Source organism: Paracoccus lichenicola, assembly GCF_009708075.1.
Taxonomy (GTDB): Bacteria; Pseudomonadota; Alphaproteobacteria; order Rhodobacterales; family Rhodobacteraceae; genus Paracoccus; species Paracoccus lichenicola.
The window spans coordinates 168737-186150 of sequence record NZ_WMBT01000005.1; the positions used below are offsets into that span (position 1 = coordinate 168737).

Genomic DNA, 17414 nt, shown 5'->3' on the forward strand with positions numbered 1-17414 from the left:
GCTCAGACCATTCTTCGGCGAACGGGCATCCCGATGGCGCAAAAAGACATCAGCATCGCCAATTTCAACCTTCTGAACCTCAACCTGCCCGGCCAGCCGATCCATGACGGCGACGGCTGGACCCGGGATCAATACGACGCGAAGATCGCATTCACCGAACGCGTCCTGGACGACATCGACGCCGACATCATCGGCTTTCAGGAATGCTGGGACGCGCAGGCCCTGGCCGAGATCTTCGACCGTCCCGCCCTGAAGAACCGCTATGACCTGGTCGCCCGCACGACCGATCCGCCGGGCATCCAGGTCGCCCTGGCGGTGCGCAGGGGAATGCTGCAAGGCCCACCGGAATGGATCGAGGACCTGCCCGCCGACGCCCGCTTTGTCGATCTGCGCGAAGCGCGCGACGCCGCCGAATCGGTCAGCGTCACGATCCGCCGCTTTTCGCGCCCGCTGCTGCGCGTCCTGGTGAACAAGGCCCCCGGCACGCCCGACATCACCGTTCTTGTGGCGCACCTGAAATCCAAGGGACCGACGACGCTGCGGGGCGATGACGACAACCCCGTGATGCGCCGGCACCGGTTCATCGCGCAGACCGTGGTTTCGCACGTCCGCCGCATGGTCGAGGCCGGGGCCTTGCGCGCCATCCTGGACGACGCCATGCGCGGGAACGACGATCCGGTGGTGGTGCTGGGCGACCTGAACGACGGCACGACATCGGTTTCGACCGAACTGCTGACGGGAAACCCGGGCTATCGCTTCTTTGCCAAAAGCACGGCGGGCCGGAAATCCGACCGGGGCCTTTACACGGTCGAAAAGCTGCAACAGCTGCGGTCGTTCCGGCACGTCTATTACACCTATGTCTTCCGCAACCAGATGGAGTCGCTCGACCACATCCTGGTGTCGGATGCCTTTTACGACCATTCGGCGATCCGCCGGTGGTCCTTCCGGGAAATGCGCGTCCTGAACGACCACCTGACCGCGACCGAGGCCGAACGGACGCGTCTTGGCTTCAACGACCACGGGATCATCGTGGCGCGCTTCGACTGGAATCCGATGGTCGAGGAGGCCGAAAGGATCCTGGCCGAGGAAGGCCCGGGGACCTAGATCAGCCCCGACCGGGTGATGCCCAGCAACCCGCCCTGGCGCAGGGTGGCGACCGGATAGGTGTCGCTGGCCATCAGATCCAGCGAAAACCCCGGCTCGACCTTGCGCAGGGCCTGCAGGGCCGCCAAGGCGCCCGCCTCGTCATGGCGGTGATAGCGCAGGGCGGCCAGGAAGCGCAGCGAGGGGCGGTTTTCCGGGGCGAACTGCTGGACGGCGTCGAACCGCTGCTCGGCCTCGTCGAAGCGGCCCAGGCGGGTCAGGGCAATGCCCATGCGCATCTGCCAGGTGGCGGGGTTCAGGACCGACAGCGCCTCGGCCAGGCCCGCCTGCGCTTCGCCATGCGCTTCCTTGTGGCGCCCAAGGTCGGTCAGCGCCCGCGAATAGGCATAGCGGGCCAGAGGGTTGCGCCCGTCCATCTGCACGGCCTGCTGTGCCAGCCAGAAGCTGACCTGGCCGTGCTTCATATACCCCTCGACGACCGAACCGACACCCAGGGCGGTGGCACTGTAGGGATCGGCCTCGCGCGCCTTCACCGCGAGTTCCTGCGCCTGCTGGATGCTGCCCTGAGGATCGGGGACCAGGCGTTCAAAGACCTGGGTGGTCAGCACCCAGGCTCGCAGCGCCATGGTCAGGGACGCGCTGACACCGTCGTTCATCCCCGCCAGCGCCTGCTCGGCGCGGTGCAACCGCGCCTGGCTGAAGCTGAACACATCCGCGAAGGACACGCCAAGCGCCGCATCGAGGGTTCGCACGGCCTCCAGCACGCGCATCACGCCCACGCAGATCTGCGCCATGCAATCGTTCATCGAGGCAGAAAGGTTGTCCGCGTCCAGCACGAACTTGTGCGACCAGAACAGCCGGCCGCTGGGCCGGTGGCTCAGCTTGACCAGCAGGTGAATGTCCCGGCCTAGGCGATTGGCCACGGAGGACAGCACGATGGCGGCCTGTCCCGGATCGGCGCGGTCGGGCATGGCGACCATGGGCACCAGGTCACACACCCGGCCCGCAGCCTCGCCCATCACCATGGCCGCGATCACGCCGGCTTCCAGATCGCTTGACACCGGCTCGGCGGTCAGCAGGACCGGCAGCAGCGACGGCTCGGGGGCGGAAGGCGTCACGGCCTGTTCGGCGTGCATCCGCGCGTCGCGCAGCCAGTCCTCGAATTCGGGGTCGGGAATGTCCAGGTCGGCGGCGAATTCCGGCATCTGCCCGTCGGGACCGGGCCGGGCTGTCATGTCCAGCCGCACCATGCGCGCGTCCAGCCCCACCCATCCCGGCCCGCTGACCAATGCCTCGCGCGCGTCGCCCAGGCCGATGCGGATTTCGCGCAGGACCTGTCGCAGGCTGGCATTGGCATGGTCCGGTTCGCGCGTGCTGAACAGCAGATCCTGCAGCCGCGCGCGCAACACCCGCATGGCCACAGCACTGCCCATGACCGCCAGCGCCCCGCGTGCGCGCATCCCGCGCGGCGTCAGGCGCACGTTTCCCGGCCCGACCAGTTCGACCGGCCCCATGAGGCGAAGCGTCAGCGACTGCATCAAAACAAAGCTGTAGGTAAATTCCGAACTCGTTGTTACGCTTTCCCTTGCGGCAAAGATACACTGTTTTCGATTCCTTTGGTCAACGAGGTCGAGCCATGTCCCTGCTACACGGCGAGCACGGTGAACACGGCGAGCATGGCGAGCACGGCGAGGGTGCATCGGGCCGATCCGCCAATGACGGGTTGATGGCCGCCGCCCTGATGCGAAGCCGCGATGCCATCGTCGGCACCGAAACCATCGCCCCCCAGGCCGGACAGGAGGCGACGCTGGAACCTGCCGAGCGGCTGCGGCGGATGGACCCCGAATTCCGCCGCGCCGTCCTGCTGTCCGAACTGCTGGAGGACATCGCCTTCCAGGTCGAGGATTACAGCCCCAAGCGCGCCACCGCACGCGCGGTCACGGTGCTGCGGCGCAAGGCCGGGGGCGGCGCGATCAAGCACCTGCCCCTGGCCCGGATCGCCCGCCCCGAGGTCGCCGATCTCGGCCATGCCGCGCCCCTGGTCGCGGCCTATGCCGAATTGCGCGCCGACCGCCTGGCCGAGATCCTGGTGCAGCGCGCCTTTCTGATCCCCTTTGTCGCCAGCATCCTGCCCCTCACCCCGGCCCGTGCCCCCGCGGTGATCGAGATGCTGGAAACGGGTCTCGACATCGTGACGCCGGTGGTGATGCGGGTGAAGATCGCGCTTGGCTGCCCCCGGCCCTCGCAGTTCAGCCCCCTCATCCAGCCGATGATCGCCGAGCCGGGCCACCCCGCCCTGCCCAGCGGCCATGCCACGCAGTTGTTCACGGTGGCGACCATGCTGGCGCAGCTGATGGATCCGGGCGCCGCCGTGATCAGCGACAGCCAGCTTTACCGGCTGGCCTGCCGCATCGCCATCAACCGGACGGTGGCGGGCGTGCATTTCCCCGCCGACAGCGCCGCGGGCGCGGTGCTGGGCATCCAGCTGGGGCGCTATCTGATGGCGCGGGGGCAGGGCGGCACGGTCGGCTCGGCCGGCTTCGACGGCACGGCGTTCCGCGACGCGGACCAGCCGCGCGACTTTCATTACGGCATCCTGGACCAGATGGTGAAGGGCGGCGATCCTGCGGCGGAATTTCCCGCCGACGGCTCGGCGGTGCGCCCGGCGCCCTTGTGGCAATCGCTGTGCCGGCGCGCCGAGCAGGAATGGCAGACACGATGGAGCTGACACCCCAAGACCCCCCGCGCTGGTCCGAGCCACGGGCGGCCCATGACGAATACCGCCCCGGCCTTTCACCCTATCTGCACTATCTCTATGACCTGCGCGCCAGCCGGAAACAGGTTCCCGCGCGCGACCCCCATGGCCCGGACGACGGCGCCGACCTGCCCCGGCAGCTTGAACGGGCGCTGCGCGACCTGATCGAGCAGAGCTTCCGATGATGGCGCTTGCGAACGGCATCGTCACCGCGTTCGAGGATTTCCTGAACGATCCGGCAGGCGTCCTGTCCGGGGATGCGGCCAATACCGACCGCCGGATGGCAAGCGACGACGACCTGGCCGACCCGGCGCTGGCCTATCTTTCGGACAGCGCCCTGCCCGATCCCGGCAAGGGCTGCATCATCGGGGTCATCGACGACGGGATCCCCTTCGTCCACCAGTGCTTCACCCTGCCGGGCCATGTCAGCCGGATGGCCTCTGTCTGGATGCAGGACGCGCGGTTCCGGCCGGGCGTGGGGGACGACCTGCCATCCGGCGCGGAATGGCGGGGGGCGGAACTGTCGGCGCTGCTGGCCGGGGCCGCCAGCGGAGAGACCAGGAACGAGGATGCGATCTATCGCCTGACCGGCGCCGTGGACCTGACCCGCCCCGGCCCGCCGTCCGGCGCCTTCGAGACGGGCCATGGCGCGGCCGTGGCGCCCCTGGCCGCGGGCTTCGATCCGGCCGATCCGCAGGCCCGCAACCATCCGGTGATCGCGGTCTGCCTGCCGCCGCGCATCATCGCCGATTCCATGGGCGTGCTGGCGCCGGTCCCGATCCTGACGGGGATGCTGTTCATCATCCACCGCGCCCGCCGGCTGTGCCGCTTCATCGAGGCGCGGCGCGGCCTTTCGACCGGCGATGTCCGCCTGCCGGTGGTCATCAATCTCAGCCTGGGGCTGACGGCGGGGCCGCGCGACGGCTCGACCCTGCTGGAGCGGTTCATGGACGCGGTGTCCGCCACCCAGGCCGCCGATCTGGGACCGGTGCAGTTCGTGCTGCCCATGGGCAACCACCGCCAGAGCCGCCTGCGCGCCAGGCTGCGGCGGGGCCAACAGGTCGGCTGGCGCCTGCCCCCCGACGACACCACCATCAACGCCATCGAGATCTGGGGTCCGCCCCATGACCATCCCCCAAAGGGCGCGTTGCAGGTGACGCTGACCCTGCCGGGCCATGCGCCCGCGACCACCGCCTTCACGCTGCCCTGGCAGTTCTCGGTCCTGTCCGACGGGAAGGGAATGCCCCTGGCGCGCGCCTATTACACGCCGCATCTGCTGCCCGACGGGCGCTGGCGCGACGGCATCGCGGTGATCGCGACGCCCACCTGCCCCGAAAGGCTGGGCGAACCCTTTGCCCCGCCCGGCGAATGGCGGGTCGAGATCGCGGGCAGCCACGGGGACGCGATCTATGACGTGACGGCGCAGCGCGACGAGGTGATCCGCGGCTTTCGCCGGGGCGCGCGGCAAAGCTGGTTCCGCGATCCCGCCTATCGCAGCCATACCGAGGCAGGCTTTCCGATCCTGACGGACGCGCAAAACGGCGGCGATCCCCTGGTGATCCGCAAGGGCACGGTCAACAGCTATGCGACCGGCAGCCGGACGCTGCGCGCCGGGGCGATCTATCGGCACACGGAACAGGACACCGCCTATGGGGCGCTGCTGAACGACGGGCAGCCGGGCGACTGCCTGGCCCCGGTGGACCGCAGCGTCAACAGCGACTCGATGATCGTGCGCGGGCGAGGCAGCGGCAGCTTTGCACTGGCATCGGGCACCTCGCTGGCGGCGCCGCAGCTGGCGCGCTGGCTGGCCGTGCAGCTGTCCGGCGGAGCGGCGCTTGAGGGTCGCCAGGCGATTCGCAACCAGGCCCAGCAGCAGTTCGGGACGCAAGGCCAGCCGCCCATCCTGCCCCTTGCCGCGCATTTTCGCGATTTCTAGCCCCCTCGGGACATCTTTTTCACGGAAACCGCGCCTGCGGATTCACGCCCGTTTCACGGCCTTGCCCGATAGTGAGTCCATTGCAAGCGATCATCGGTCGCACGGGATGACGGCTTACAAAGGCAGCAACGGGGAAGACGGACATGCCGGGTGACACAATTCCGAATTTCAACGACGTGATTGCCGCGCTTCAGCTTTTGGGCGGTGGACCGGGGGGTGTGCAGAATGTACCGGACCACGACATGCAGCAGGACCTGAGAACGGCAATAACCGGGCGGTCAGGGGGCGGTGCTCCTCTCGCTGACCCCGACCGCCCAAGCTGGGCCGCGTTCCGGCGGCTCGAGCAGGAAAACCGGCTTCTCGTCGATCATGTCGAGATGCTGGCCTGCGCCCTGGGTGCCTGCCCCAATTGCTGGGGCAGCATCGAGGATTGCGAAGATTGCGGAGGCATCGGCAAGCCCGGTGCCTTCGCCCCGGATCGCCGCTGTTTCGACCACTATGTCCTGCCGGTCATTGTCCGCGTGATGGGACGTGCCGACCCCTGCGACGATCCCGTTTCCCGTCCCGGCGATTACCGGGACCGGGCCGACCCGTCGGGTTCCCTGGCGTAACCAGTGCTTCTTTTGCCTGCGGGTGTTTGGCGGACGGGTTTCAGCCCGTCCGCCAAATCCGTTGCGCTCAGAACAGCGGATCCAGCGCAAAGGGATCGGCGGGCGCCGTGGTGGCGATGGTGCGGCCCGGTCCCGACAGGGTGGCGATCTGGCGCGCCAGAAGGGCGATGGCCCGGGACGCCGCCGCGGCCGAGGCCGCCGCCCCGGTTCCCCCCAGGGGCACGGCGATGTCGAAGCTGCGGGCGTGGTTGGCACCCCCGCTGCCCTCGTCGGACACGAAATAGCGCCCCGACAGGCGATAGGTGCCGTTGGCCTGGGCCAGGGCCTTTTCCACCCGCACCTCCAGCCGGCGCTGCGGGGGTTCGGCCAGGGGCCAGGGTTCCCCGATCACGGTCGCGCCCGAGGCGTCGGAAATCGCGCGCGCCAAGGCCTGCGTGAAGGCGCGCTGCGGGTTGTCGGCCCAGACGTTGCGGGGGTTCGACCGGACCGCGCCGTCTTCCGTCTGGAAGGCGACCTCTTGCCCCGACGCGTATTCGGGCAGGGACACGTCCTTCAGTTCCGCGCTGCCCAGGCGGTTGGGCACCTGTTCGCCCGCTGGCGGGTCGATCAGGTAACGCGCGGTCCTTTCCGGGTTGGAACAGGCGGACAGTCCCAGAAGGCCAAGGCAGGCAAGGGCAAGAGGCAGGCTGCGGGTCATGTCATCGTCCCAGAATGAAGGCACGGGGGTTGCGTTCGATCAGGCGTGCCAGCGACCCGAAGGCCTCGGTCGCGCGGCGCAGTTCGCGCAGCATGTTCACGGCCTCGGTGTTGAAGGCGGATCGGTCGCCATAGGAGGCCAGCACGGAATCGGCCCGCGCCGCCGTGGCTTCCAGCCGCCCGATCAGCTGCGGCAGCCGCTGGACGGATGCGGCGACCTGGTCGGCGGCGGTGCTGGCGCTGTCCAGCGCGCCGTTCAGGCTGCCCGCCGCATCGCCGTCGCGCAGGTCGTTGAGCAGGCCCGAAGCCGCCTCCAGCGTGTCGGACAGGTTGCGCGGCAATTGCTCGGCATCCTCGCTGCCCAGCATGGCGCGCAGGTCGGCCAGGATCCCCTCGGCCTGGGCGCTGATTTCGGCAAAGCCGAATTCCTCGACCGCATTGGCGGCGGCGTCGATCTGCTCGACCATGGCGGGCGCGTCGGCGGCGGCCAGCTTGACCGCCTCGGCGGCGGCGGCGGCCTCGTCGATCAGCCGGGCCAGGTTTTCGGCCGTGCCGCCTTCGCGCAACTCGCGGGCCATGCCGCCGATGTCGGTCGCGGCGCCCCGGGCCTGGTCCAGCGTTTCGCGCAGGCTTTCGGGAATGGCGCGGGTGTCATCGGAACTGGCGATGGCGGTGATGCTGTTCATCATGTCGGTCGCGGACCGCAGCACTTCCTCCAGCGGCAGGTTGCCGATGCGCGACAGGACGCCCTGGGCGCTGGCGGTGAAATCCTCCAGATCCCCCGGGACCGAGGGGATGATCGGGTTCGGTTCGGCGCTGGTGTCGATGACGGCGGGCGGGGCATCCGGGATGTCCACCAGTTCGACCATCAGCGAGGTCCCGAGAAAGCCCTGGCTGGCGACCCGCGCGCGCAAGCCGCCGGCCACCGCCTCCTGCAGGAAGGCCAGGGCGTCGGCGGGCGTGGCGTCCGCGGCCAGGCCCAGCCGGAAGGGCGAGATCGCCATGGTCACGACCTGGCGGATCTTGTCCGTTCCATTGTCCAGGGTGACCGCGAGATCCGTGACCTGGCCCACGCGCAGGCCTTGGAACTGCACGTCCGCGCCCTTTTCCAATCCGCGCAGGGAATCGTCGATCAGCATGGCGATGCGCAGCGGTTCGGCATTGTCGCTGGCCAGGATGTCGTTGCGGGCGGTGTCCTCGTCGGATTGCAGGGCGAAGACGTGGCCCGGCTCGACCGGCTGGCCGCCGCTGACCAGGGTGTCGAAGGCCACGCCCCCCTGAAGGACAGACGACAGCGAGTTCACGTTCAGCGACACGCCCGAGGCGCCCAGCGACAGCGAAAAGCCCGAGGTGTCCCAGAAGACCGTCGCGGTGGTCAGCCGCCTGTCATGGGGCGCCTCGATGAAGGCGTCGGCGATGACCTGATCCTCGGTCTCGGCCAGGCGCAGGTTTTCCATGCGGCCCACCTGCACGCCGCGATACAGCACCGGCGCGCCCTCGCTGATGCCGTCGGCATTGTCCATGGCCAGCGTGACCCAGGTGCCGGGCGTGTCGCTGCGCACCAGGGGCGGGCGTTCCTGGCCCACGAAACGGTCCTGCGGGGCGGACACCGCCGCGTCCCAGTAACCCTCGATGAAGGAGCCGGTCAGCACCGTATCCAGCCGCGTCACCCCCTGGGCCGAGACCTGGGGGCGGACGATCCAGAAGGCCGCGTCGCTGTCGATATAGGGGGCCACGTCCTTGTCCACGCGGATCTCGACCACCACGCGGGCCAGATCGGGGGTAAAGGTGACGGATTCCACCTGGCCCACGGTGATCTCGCGGAAGCGCAGGGCGGTTTCGCCCGGCGTCACGCCGGTCGCATCGGCGAATTCGACCTTGATGGTCGTGCCCCGGCCCGCATAGGCGTTCCAGGCGATCCCCAGCGTCACGATCAGGGCGATGATCGGCACCAGCCAGATCACGTTGATCCCGGCCTGGGCTGCACGCACGGCTGTCTTTCGCGCGGGACTTGCCGGTCTCGGCGGCGGCGGCTGATCGGTCATCGTCTGGTTAGTCCTGCCCCTTGTCGTCCGTGTCCGTCCGGCTGCGCAGCGGCAAGCCGCGCCAGATCAGTCTTGGATCAAAGCTTTGCGCGGAAAGCATGGTGAAGGCAACAGACAGCGCGAAGGACACGGCGGCAGGTCCGGGATGGATGGATGCGACAAAGCCCAGCTGCACCAGGGCCGACAGGATCGCCACCACGAACACGTCGATCATCGACCAGCGGCCGATGAATTCCACCACCTCGTAGATCTTCAGGCGCGTATGGGCCTGCTCGACCGTCGCGGGTTGGCCGGCGACCCGCGCCAGCCAGGCGATCGACAGGAACTTGGCGATCGGCACGATGATCGAAGCGACAAAGACGATGGCGGCGATGTCGTAGTTGCCGTAATGGATCAGCTCGACCACACCTTCCAGGATCGTCGCCTCGGTGCTGCCCTGAAGCCCGGCAAAGGTCTGGGTCCGCATCATCGGGAACAGGTTCGCCGGAACATACATGATCAGGCCCGCCAGCCACCAGGCCCAGACCTTTTGCAGCCCGCGGCGGTCGGGCGGCACCAGATCCGCGCCGCAGCGGTTGCAGGTTTCCTGATCCTCGGGCCAGACGCGGCCGCAGGACCGGCAACCGACCAGGCCTGCGCGATGCGCGGTCATCACGGGGGCGGTCGGCGCGGCATCCGTCACGGGGCGCGGCCCTTGGCCATTTCGCGCCCGTCGGTCTTCAGGCCCGCATCCTCGATGGCGTCCCAGATGGTCGTCTGGCACATGAACCCGCGCGAGGCGAGGTTAACCAGGATCAGCGCGCAAAAGGCCCAGAAGGCGGGACCCAGATGAACGGTCGCAAGCCCCGCCACCTTGACCAGGGCCACCGCCGTGCCGATCACGAAGATCTCGGCCATGGACCAGGGGCGCAGTTCCTCGGACCAGCGGAAGGCGCGGGCGGCGTGGCGATAAGGCGCGCGGCCCTGGGCCAGGGGGGCCAGCGTATAGACCAGCAGAAAGGACCGCAGTACCGGCAGGCCCACGATCATCGTCAGCACCGCCAGCACCAGCGGCAGCAGCACCCCGTCGGCAAAGGCCATGGCGACGCCGAACAGCGAGGTGGCGTTGCCGAACCCCATGCGCGAGATTTCCAGGAACGGAAAGAACACCGCCCCCATCATCAGCACCATCGCGGTGAAGGCCAGCGCGATCAGCTGGCCGAAGGCCCCGCCCCGGGGCCTGGCCAGCACGCCGCCGCAGCGGATGCAGCGCGCGGTTTCTCCGGGTTGCAGTTCTTCCTCGACATGCAGGGCATCGCAGCGCGGGCAGGCCATCAGCCCCCGGCCGGTCGTCAGATCGAAGCTGCCCTGCGCATCCATGTCCTGCAAGATAATGACCCCGCCGCTCCGTGCAAGCGGCATCGTGGCGGCGCAGGCTATCCCCCTAATGGCGCGCCCCCGGCCGGGCCGCCGATGTCAGGACCACGTTGCGCCCCTCGGCCAGGGTGCTGGCGCGCTCGATGGCGAAGTGCAGGCGCAGGACGAAGCTGTTCCCCTCGACCCCCGCGCTGGCTTCGCCTTCAAGCTGGGTGGTGAAGGCCTCGATCAGCTGGCTGCCCAGGCCGGTCCCCTCGGAGCGGGAGGAATCCTGGCCGATCGAATTGGCGACCTCGAGAACCGCCTTGCCCGGCGCGACGGCGGCCAGATCCACCCTGACCCATGGCGCGTCCTCGCCCGGCGCGGTGCCTGCGTATTTCAGCGCGTTGGTGAAGGCCTCGGTCGCCAGCAGCGACAAGGGCACCGCCTGGTCGGGCAGCAGGATCAGGGTTTCGATACGGGTGTCGATCCGCAGGGGGCTGCCGGGTTCGACCGAGGCATTGACCATCTGGCCGATGATGTCGCAGATCAGGCGCCCGGCCTCGACCGCGTCCAGATGCTCGGCCTGGTAAAGGTTGCGATAGATGGTCGCCAGGGCGGCCACGCGGTCCTGGACGGACCGCAGCACCCGTTTCGCGTCGGGATCGTCGATCACCCGGCTTTGCATGTTGATGATGGACGCGATCAGCTGGAGGTTGTTCTTGACCCGGTGATGGACCTCCTTCAGCAGGACGGTCTTTTCGGCGACCGCTTCCTCCATCGCTTCCTCGTCGCGGATCAGGATGCGGGCCATGTTGTGGAAGGTCTGGCTGACATCGCAGATCTCGGTGGGCGCATCGGTCAGGACGGGGGGCGGTTCCGTGCGGTTGCCGATGGCAAAGCGGCGCATCTGGCTGCGCAGCACGGTGATGTGGCGCAAGACCATGCGGAACACCGCGAAATAGGCCACGGCCAGCGATACCAGCCACAAGGCCATGGGGATCGTCACCGCCCCGAAGCGCGACAACTGGAACAGCCCGACGCCTGCGGTCTTGGGCGACCAGCTGCCAAGCGCGTAAACCAGCCCCGGGATGGCGGGCACCACGGTGAACATGCGCATCTGGCCGTTGCCGGCGCGCGCCCGGAAGGTCGTCTCGGTCCGCGACAGCAGGCTGACCAGTTCCACGTTCTGGGGCAGGATGTCCTGGACGCTGGTCTGGGCGTCGGTGTCCGATGTCAGGATCTCGCCCTGCTGGTTGAAGGTGACGATCCGGGCGCCGTCGCTGCCGAAGCTGATGTTGTGGGTGGAGCGCAGCAATTCGTTGGTCAGCGACAGGCCGATATAGCCCAGCATCCGGCTGTCGCGATACAAGGGCTGCATCACCAGCACCACCGGGCGGCGGCTGACCGTGCCCCGGTCGATGGCGGTGATGCGGACGCCCGGCTGGGACATGAAGGTCCTGAAGCCCTCGGACCCGCGCAGATCCAGCGGTTCCGCCAGCCCTGCCGAATTGCAGGTGCTGATCCCGTCCAGGGGCACGAAGCCCGCGAAGACATAGGTGGCGCTGCGTTCGATGAAGTTGCGCATCAGGTCCGAGCAGACCTCGGGGCGGTCCAGCGCCTCGAGCACGGCGGGACCAAGCGCGTCCGCCGATCCGAGCGCGCTTTGCAACAGCGCCCGTTCCCCCGCCGCGGTCGAGGCGGTGCGGCCCAGAAGCGCGATCTCGACCCCGCGCTCGGCCTCGGCCACCAGGTTGAAGTTCTGGATCAGCGAGATCAGGCCCAGGGGCAGGATGGCCACCGACAGCAGGGCGCCCAGCCGGAATCCCAGCTTGCGCGTGAAGTCCAGACGGTCGCTGATCCGCCGGAACACCGGCAGGCCCTAGCGGGCGATGGTGTGGCTGGACGCCATCACGGCCAGGGTCGCCTGATCGGTCATGTCCAGTTCCTCACCGTTTTCCAGATGCAGAAGTTCCGCAAGCTTGCGGCGCCCGCGATTGGCCCGCGACTTGACGGTGCCGATGGCGACCCCGGTCATGTCGGCCGCTTCCTCGTAGGAAAAGCCGGACGCGCCCACCAGGATCAGCGCCTCGCGCTGTTCGTCGGGCAGCTGTGCGAAGGCCACCCGGAAATCCTTGAGAGCAAGACGCCCGTCATGTTCGGGGCGCGTGGCCTGGCGGGCGGCATGGATGCCGTCGCTGTCGCTGACCTCGCGCTTGGTCTTGCGGCGGGCCGAATAGAAGGTGTTGCGCAGGATCGTGAACAGCCAGGCGCGCAGGTTGGTGCCGGCCTGGAACTTGTCCATGTTGGTCCAGGCCTTGACGATGGTGTCCTGGACGAGATCGTCGGCGGCCGCCCCTTCGCGCGTCAAGGACAAGGCAAAGGCGCGCAGCGCCGGCAGGTGGTCCACCAGCTGGTCGCGCGGATCCGTCATCGCGGATTTCTTCATACTGTCACCGTCCACCGTCGCGCCGTCGGGTTTGCAAGGAAGTCACTTCTGCTCGCGCAGTTGGTCAAGAAGGGCAAGAAAACGGTCGGGAATCTGCTCGGTCACGTCCTGTTCATAGACGCGGCGCAGATTCTCGTCGATCTGCTTCTCGACTGCCGCCTTGCGGCGATCATCTCGCTTCGATGTCATTACTTTGTTAGTCCCGGAAATCTTGTGCGCACGTTGTCCAACCTGTAGGGGTTGGGATAGGTTCCGCGCAATATGCGAAATGCGAAGGATGAGAGATATGTCGTCAGCCGACCTGGCCCAATCCATCGGGCGCGAGCTGCCCTATCTGCGCCGCTATGCGCGTGCGCTGACCGGCAGCCAGCGCGCCGGTGACAATTATGCCGCAGCCACCCTGGAAGCCATCCTGTCTGACCGGTCGATCCTGCAAGAAGAAGACGATACCCGCATCGGGCTGTTCCGCACCTTCCACGCGATCTGGCAAAGCTCGGGCCAGCCGGTGGACGACGGCGACCGCAGCGCCCGCGAGATGCGCGCCCAGGACCACTTGCGCGGCCTGACCGCCAATTCGCGCGAGGCCCTGCTGCTGCGCACGATCGAGGAACTGCGCTATGACCAGATCGGGCGCGTGATGCAGATCGACGCGGCCGAGGCCGAGGAGCTGGTCGGGATCGCGATGTCCGAGATGAGCGCGTCCTTGCGCGGCAAGGTCATGGTGATCGAGGACGAGATGATCATCGCCATGGACCTGAAGGGCATCGTGCAGGCCATGGGCCACGAGGTCACGGGCGTGGCCCGCACCCATTCCGCCGCGATCGAACTGGCAAGCCAGTCCCGCCCCGACCTGATCCTGGCCGATATCCAGCTGGCCGACGGATCGTCGGGCATCGACGCCGTGAACGAGCTGCTGCGCGAGTTGGGCGACATCCCGGTGATCTTCATCACAGCCTTCCCCGAACGGCTGCTGACCGGCGAACGGCCCGAACCGGCCTTCCTGATCTCGAAACCCTACAACGAGGAACAGGTGCGGTCCGCCGTCAGCCAGGCGATGTTCTTCGCCTCGACCGAGGGGCTGGACGCGGCGTAAGGCGGCGTTCCTGCGGATGGGGGCGGCGGGTCATTCCGCCGCCTTTTTCACATCCGTCATCAAGGACGCCCGGGCCTCGCGCGCGGCGCGGACGCGGCGGCGGCGGGCCAGTTCCACGTTGATCAAGGCGCCCAGCAGGACCGAGAACCCGGCCAGATAGAACCACATCAGCAGCGCCACCACCGTGCCGATGGATCCGTAGATGCGGTTGTAGCTGTTGAAGCTGCTGAGATAGGCGGAAAAGGCGACCGAGGCCGCGGCCCACAGGAAGGCCGCGAAAAAGGCGCCCCAGGTAAAGACCGGGGTGCGCGGCGTCTTCACGTTGGGACCGTATCGGTACAGGATGCCGATCCCCAGGATCACGATCAGGAACATCGCCCCCCAGGGCAGGCCGGCCACCAGCCAGCCGCGCACCTGTTCGAAGACCCGGAAATTCAGCAGGATCGGCACAAGGACGATGGTCGCCAGCCCTGCCAGCGAGATGCCCACGATGGCCAGGGTCAGCGCATAGGCCAGCACGAAGCTGAAGATGGTGGAATGGCCGCGCACGCCATAGGCGGCGTTCAGCCCGCCCACCACCGCCTCGACCCCCGCGCGCGCGGCGATGGTCGCCACCATGAAGGACACGAAGGATGCCCAGCCGACCGAGGTCCGCCCCGCCGCCGTCAGCGACAGCACCTGCGCGTCGATCAGGTCGGCCGCGCCCTCGGGCAGGAATTCATGCGCCACGTCCAGATAGGTCATGATCACGGCGGGATCGAACCACAGGCTCCACAGCGCGACAATGGCGGCCAGGGCGGGAAAGACCGCGAACATGGCGTAAAAGGCCACGCCCGCGGCGATCAGGCCCATGTGGATCTTGTCCATGCGTTCCAGAACCGCCGCCACGAAGGCCCAGATCTCGCGCAGGAGGGTCAGCATCGCACCTTCGCCCTTGTGATGGCGCCCTTGTGGCCGGACTGGCCCTTATGGCGTCACCGGCGGGCGGAACTGTCAACCTGTATAGCGCGCCCAGACCGCCGTTTCGCCAAGCCGTGCGACAAATTCGGCATGGGCCTCGGCCTCGGCGGGGGTCAGGCGCGGGGCCAGGGGGGCGGGACGCGGGGCGCGGGGACCGCTGCCTGCGCCTTGCGGGCCGGCGGTCGCGCCGCGTCCGGGCTGGTCCAGCACCAGGTCCGGCTGGCGGCCGCCGATCAGCTCCAGATACACCTCGGCCAGCAGTTCGCTGTCCAGAAGCGCGCCGTGCCGCTGGCGGTTCGAGTTGTCCACGCCGAAGCGGCGGCACAGCGCGTCCAGCGTGGCCGGAGAGCCTGGGAATTTCTCGCGAGCGAGCGCCAGGGTATCCAGGGCGCGCGACCACGGCAGGGGGGGGCGGCCCATGCGGCGCAGTTCGGCGTTCAGGAACTTCATGTCGAAGCTGGCATTGTGGATCACCAGCCGGGCATCGTCGCCGATGAAATCGACGAAGCCTTGGGCGATGTCTGCAAATTTCGGCTTGTCGCGCAGGAAGTCGTCGCCCAGGCCATGCACCTCGAACGCCTCCTTGGGCATGGGGCGTTCGGGGTTGATATAGACGTGAAAGGTCCGCCCCGTGGGCAGGTGGTTCACAAGCTCGATCCCGCCGATCTCGACGATGCGGTCGTCCTTGTCGGCATCGAAGCCGGTGGTCTCGGTATCCATCACGATCTCACGCACGATGGGCAATCTCCTTCACGATGCGGTCCACGGCCTGGCGGGCGGCGTCCAGGCTGTCGGTCGGGATGATCCAGTCGGCCAGCGCCCGCTTGTCGGCATCCGGCATCTGCCGCGACAGGATCAGGGCCAGCAGGTCCTCCGTCATGCCCGGCCGCGCCAGGACCCGCCGCCGCTGCGTGTCCGCATCGGCGGACACGACCGCCACGCCATCCATCTGCGCCTGATAGCCGTTTTCGTAAAGCAGCGGAATATCCAGAACGACCAGGGGCGCATCGGCATGGCGGGCCACGAAGGCCTCGCGGTCGGCCGCGACGATGGGATGCACGATGGCCGACAGGCGGTCCAGCGCGGCCGGATCCCCGGCAATCGCGGCCTTCAGCGCATCCCGGTCGATGCCGCCGTCCCGCAGCGCCGTTGGGAAGGCCGTGGCCACCGGCCCTACCGCCGCGCCGCCGGGCGCATAGAGGCGGTGGACCGCCCCGTCCGCGTCCCAGACCGGATGGCCAAGGGTGCGGAACATCTGCGCGGTGGTCGATTTGCCCATGCCGATGCTGCCGGTCAGGCCCAGGCGGAAGGTCATTCCAGCACGGCCCGGCGCAGGTCGTCGTCCACCTCGGGGCGGCGTCCGAACCAGCGCTCGAACCCCGGCGCGGCCTGGTGCAGCAACATGCCCAGGCCATCGACCACCCGGCAGCCGCGCGCCTGCGCGTCCAGCAGGAAGGGCGTCATCAGGGGCGTATAGACGAGATCCGTGACAAGGGCGTCGGGCGACAGCGCGTCCAGCGGCAGGCGCAGGGGCTGCTTGCCCTCCATCCCCAGCGAGGTCGCGTTGACCACGGTGGCCGCCCCTTCCAGCATGTTGCCCGCCTGCGCCCAGTCATAGACGACCAGCCGCGCGCCGAATTCCGCCTTGATCTGTTCGGACCGGATGCGGGTGCGGTTGGTGATGCGCAGTTCCTTGACGCCGCTGTCCAGAAGCGAGGCCACCACGGCCCGCGCCGCACCCCCCGCGCCGATCACGGCGGCAGGACCGGCATCGGCCTGCCAGTCGGGCGCGTTCTGGCGCAGGTTGGCGATGAAGCCGTAGCCGTCGGTGTTGTCGGCATGGATCTTGCCGTCGGGGCGGAAGATCAGCGTGTTGGCCGCCCCGATCAGCGCCGCGCGGTCGGTCACGGCATCGGCGAGCGTCAGCACGGCCTCCTTATGCGGGATGGTCACGTTGACGCCCACGAAGCCCAGACGGGGAAGGGCGCGCAGCACCTCGGCCAGATGTTCGGGCATGACGGGCATGGGGATGTAATAACCGGCGATGCCATGGCGCCGCAGCCAGTGCCCGTGCAGGCGCGGCGAGCGGGAATGCGCGATCGGCATCCCGATAACCCCGGCAAGCGGAACATGGGCGGGGCGGCTTGGCTGTTCGTCGGTCATGATGCGTCCTTGTCCTTGGAGGCAGACTAGGGCGGCAGGGCGGCGGAAAAAAGCAGTCTTTTGCGACAATTAAGCAGGTCTGGCGGGCCTGTGGACAAGATCCGGGGGGAATCGGGTCGAATCATGGGGGCAGCAGGCCACGCCGCAAGGCGCCAGGAAAACCGGCCCGGAACTCCCCCCGGACGCGGACGTTCGGCCCACACGTGGATAACCCGAAGGCTGCAAACGGCAGATCTGTGGAGAAGTCACCAGCAGGCTGACGATCCC

Annotated in this window: 18 protein-coding genes; 6 read left to right on the forward strand and 12 right to left on the reverse strand. The window is 68.2% G+C overall.

The window, feature by feature from the left end; all coding sequences use genetic code 11:
- The first annotated feature begins 33 nt into the window (after positions 1–33).
- A complete protein-coding gene (locus tag GIY56_RS10655; RefSeq protein WP_154764817.1) occupies positions 34–1104 on the forward strand; it encodes an endonuclease/exonuclease/phosphatase family protein in 1071 nt (356 codons plus the stop codon).
- Here GIY56_RS10655 and GIY56_RS10660 read toward each other — a convergent pair.
- Positions 1101–2618 carry a tetratricopeptide repeat protein gene (locus GIY56_RS10660; RefSeq protein WP_230312438.1) on the reverse strand — a complete coding sequence of 506 codons (1518 nt, stop codon included), beginning with the start codon at positions 2616–2618 and terminating at the stop codon, positions 1101–1103. The two genes, GIY56_RS10655 and GIY56_RS10660, sit on opposite strands and share 4 nt — an antisense overlap.
- Positions 2619–2740: 122 nt before the next feature.
- Between GIY56_RS10660 and GIY56_RS10665 the strand changes: the two genes are divergently transcribed.
- The 4 genes from GIY56_RS10665 to GIY56_RS10680 all read left to right on the forward strand — a co-directional run bounded on the left by GIY56_RS10665 (position 2741) and on the right by GIY56_RS10680 (position 6406).
- Positions 2741–3832 (forward strand): phosphatase PAP2 family protein, encoded by a 1092-nt coding sequence (locus GIY56_RS10665; protein WP_154764819.1) that lies wholly within the window; start codon positions 2741–2743, stop codon positions 3830–3832.
- Positions 3823–4044 carry a hypothetical protein gene (locus GIY56_RS10670; RefSeq protein WP_196053604.1) on the forward strand — a complete coding sequence of 74 codons (222 nt, stop codon included), beginning with the start codon at positions 3823–3825 and terminating at the stop codon, positions 4042–4044. Before GIY56_RS10665 ends, GIY56_RS10670 begins: the two co-directional genes overlap by 10 nt.
- Positions 4041–5795 (forward strand): S8/S53 family peptidase, encoded by a 1755-nt coding sequence (locus GIY56_RS10675; protein ID WP_154764821.1) that lies wholly within the window; start codon positions 4041–4043, stop codon positions 5793–5795. Before GIY56_RS10670 ends, GIY56_RS10675 begins: the two co-directional genes overlap by 4 nt.
- Before the next feature lie 143 nt (positions 5796–5938).
- Positions 5939–6406 carry a hypothetical protein gene (locus GIY56_RS10680; RefSeq protein WP_154764822.1) on the forward strand — a complete coding sequence of 156 codons (468 nt, stop codon included), beginning with the start codon at positions 5939–5941 and terminating at the stop codon, positions 6404–6406.
- A 67-nt stretch (positions 6407–6473) separates the two neighbouring features.
- Here the strand turns inward: GIY56_RS10680 and GIY56_RS10685 are convergent, their stop codons facing one another.
- The 7 genes from GIY56_RS10685 to GIY56_RS10715 form a co-directional block, all read right to left on the reverse strand.
- Positions 6474–7103, reverse strand: a complete 630-nt coding sequence (locus GIY56_RS10685; RefSeq protein ID WP_154764823.1) for a PqiC family protein — start codon at positions 7101–7103, stop codon at positions 6474–6476.
- Position 7104: 1 nt separating this feature from the next.
- Positions 7105–9093, reverse strand: a complete 1989-nt coding sequence (locus tag GIY56_RS10690) for a PqiB family protein (RefSeq protein ID WP_328288509.1) — start codon at positions 9091–9093, stop codon at positions 7105–7107.
- A 61-nt stretch (positions 9094–9154) separates the two neighbouring features.
- Positions 9155–9799 carry a paraquat-inducible protein A gene (locus GIY56_RS10695; protein ID WP_154764917.1) on the reverse strand — a complete coding sequence of 215 codons (645 nt, stop codon included), beginning with the start codon at positions 9797–9799 and terminating at the stop codon, positions 9155–9157.
- A gap of 26 nt (positions 9800–9825) precedes the next feature.
- Positions 9826–10506, reverse strand: a complete 681-nt coding sequence (locus GIY56_RS10700) for a paraquat-inducible protein A (RefSeq protein ID WP_154764825.1) — start codon at positions 10504–10506, stop codon at positions 9826–9828.
- Positions 10507–10570: 64 nt separating this feature from the next.
- Positions 10571–12355 carry a sensor histidine kinase gene (locus tag GIY56_RS10705; RefSeq protein ID WP_328288510.1) on the reverse strand — a complete coding sequence of 595 codons (1785 nt, stop codon included), beginning with the start codon at positions 12353–12355 and terminating at the stop codon, positions 10571–10573.
- A 9-nt stretch (positions 12356–12364) separates the two neighbouring features.
- Positions 12365–12931 (reverse strand): RNA polymerase sigma factor, encoded by a 567-nt coding sequence (locus GIY56_RS10710; protein ID WP_154764827.1) that lies wholly within the window; start codon positions 12929–12931, stop codon positions 12365–12367.
- Between the two features lie 42 nt (positions 12932–12973).
- Positions 12974–13120: a NepR family anti-sigma factor gene (locus tag GIY56_RS10715; RefSeq protein WP_154764828.1), complete on the reverse strand. Its 147-nt coding sequence runs from the start codon at positions 13118–13120 to the stop codon at positions 12974–12976.
- A 97-nt stretch (positions 13121–13217) separates the two neighbouring features.
- On the opposite strand from GIY56_RS10715, the gene GIY56_RS10720 reads away from it, so the two are divergent.
- Positions 13218–14024 (forward strand): response regulator, encoded by an 807-nt coding sequence (locus tag GIY56_RS10720; RefSeq protein ID WP_196053605.1) that lies wholly within the window; start codon positions 13218–13220, stop codon positions 14022–14024.
- A 30-nt stretch (positions 14025–14054) separates the two neighbouring features.
- On the opposite strand, the gene GIY56_RS10725 is transcribed toward GIY56_RS10720, so the two are convergent.
- The 4 genes from GIY56_RS10725 to GIY56_RS10740 form a co-directional block, all read right to left on the reverse strand.
- Positions 14055–14945, reverse strand: a complete 891-nt coding sequence (locus GIY56_RS10725; protein ID WP_154764830.1) for a YihY/virulence factor BrkB family protein — start codon at positions 14943–14945, stop codon at positions 14055–14057.
- A 72-nt stretch (positions 14946–15017) separates the two neighbouring features.
- Positions 15018–15719: a DNA polymerase III subunit epsilon gene (gene dnaQ, locus GIY56_RS10730; RefSeq protein ID WP_328288511.1), complete on the reverse strand. Its 702-nt coding sequence runs from the start codon at positions 15717–15719 to the stop codon at positions 15018–15020.
- Positions 15712–16299, reverse strand: coding sequence for a dephospho-CoA kinase (coaE, locus tag GIY56_RS10735; protein ID WP_154764831.1), 588 nt, complete (start codon positions 16297–16299; stop codon positions 15712–15714). The genes dnaQ and coaE overlap by 8 nt, the downstream gene beginning before the upstream one ends.
- Entirely contained in the window at positions 16296–17147 is an 852-nt protein-coding gene (locus GIY56_RS10740) for a shikimate dehydrogenase (RefSeq protein WP_154764832.1), read from the reverse strand. The genes coaE and GIY56_RS10740 overlap by 4 nt, the downstream gene beginning before the upstream one ends.
- Positions 17148–17414 lie beyond the last annotated feature (267 nt).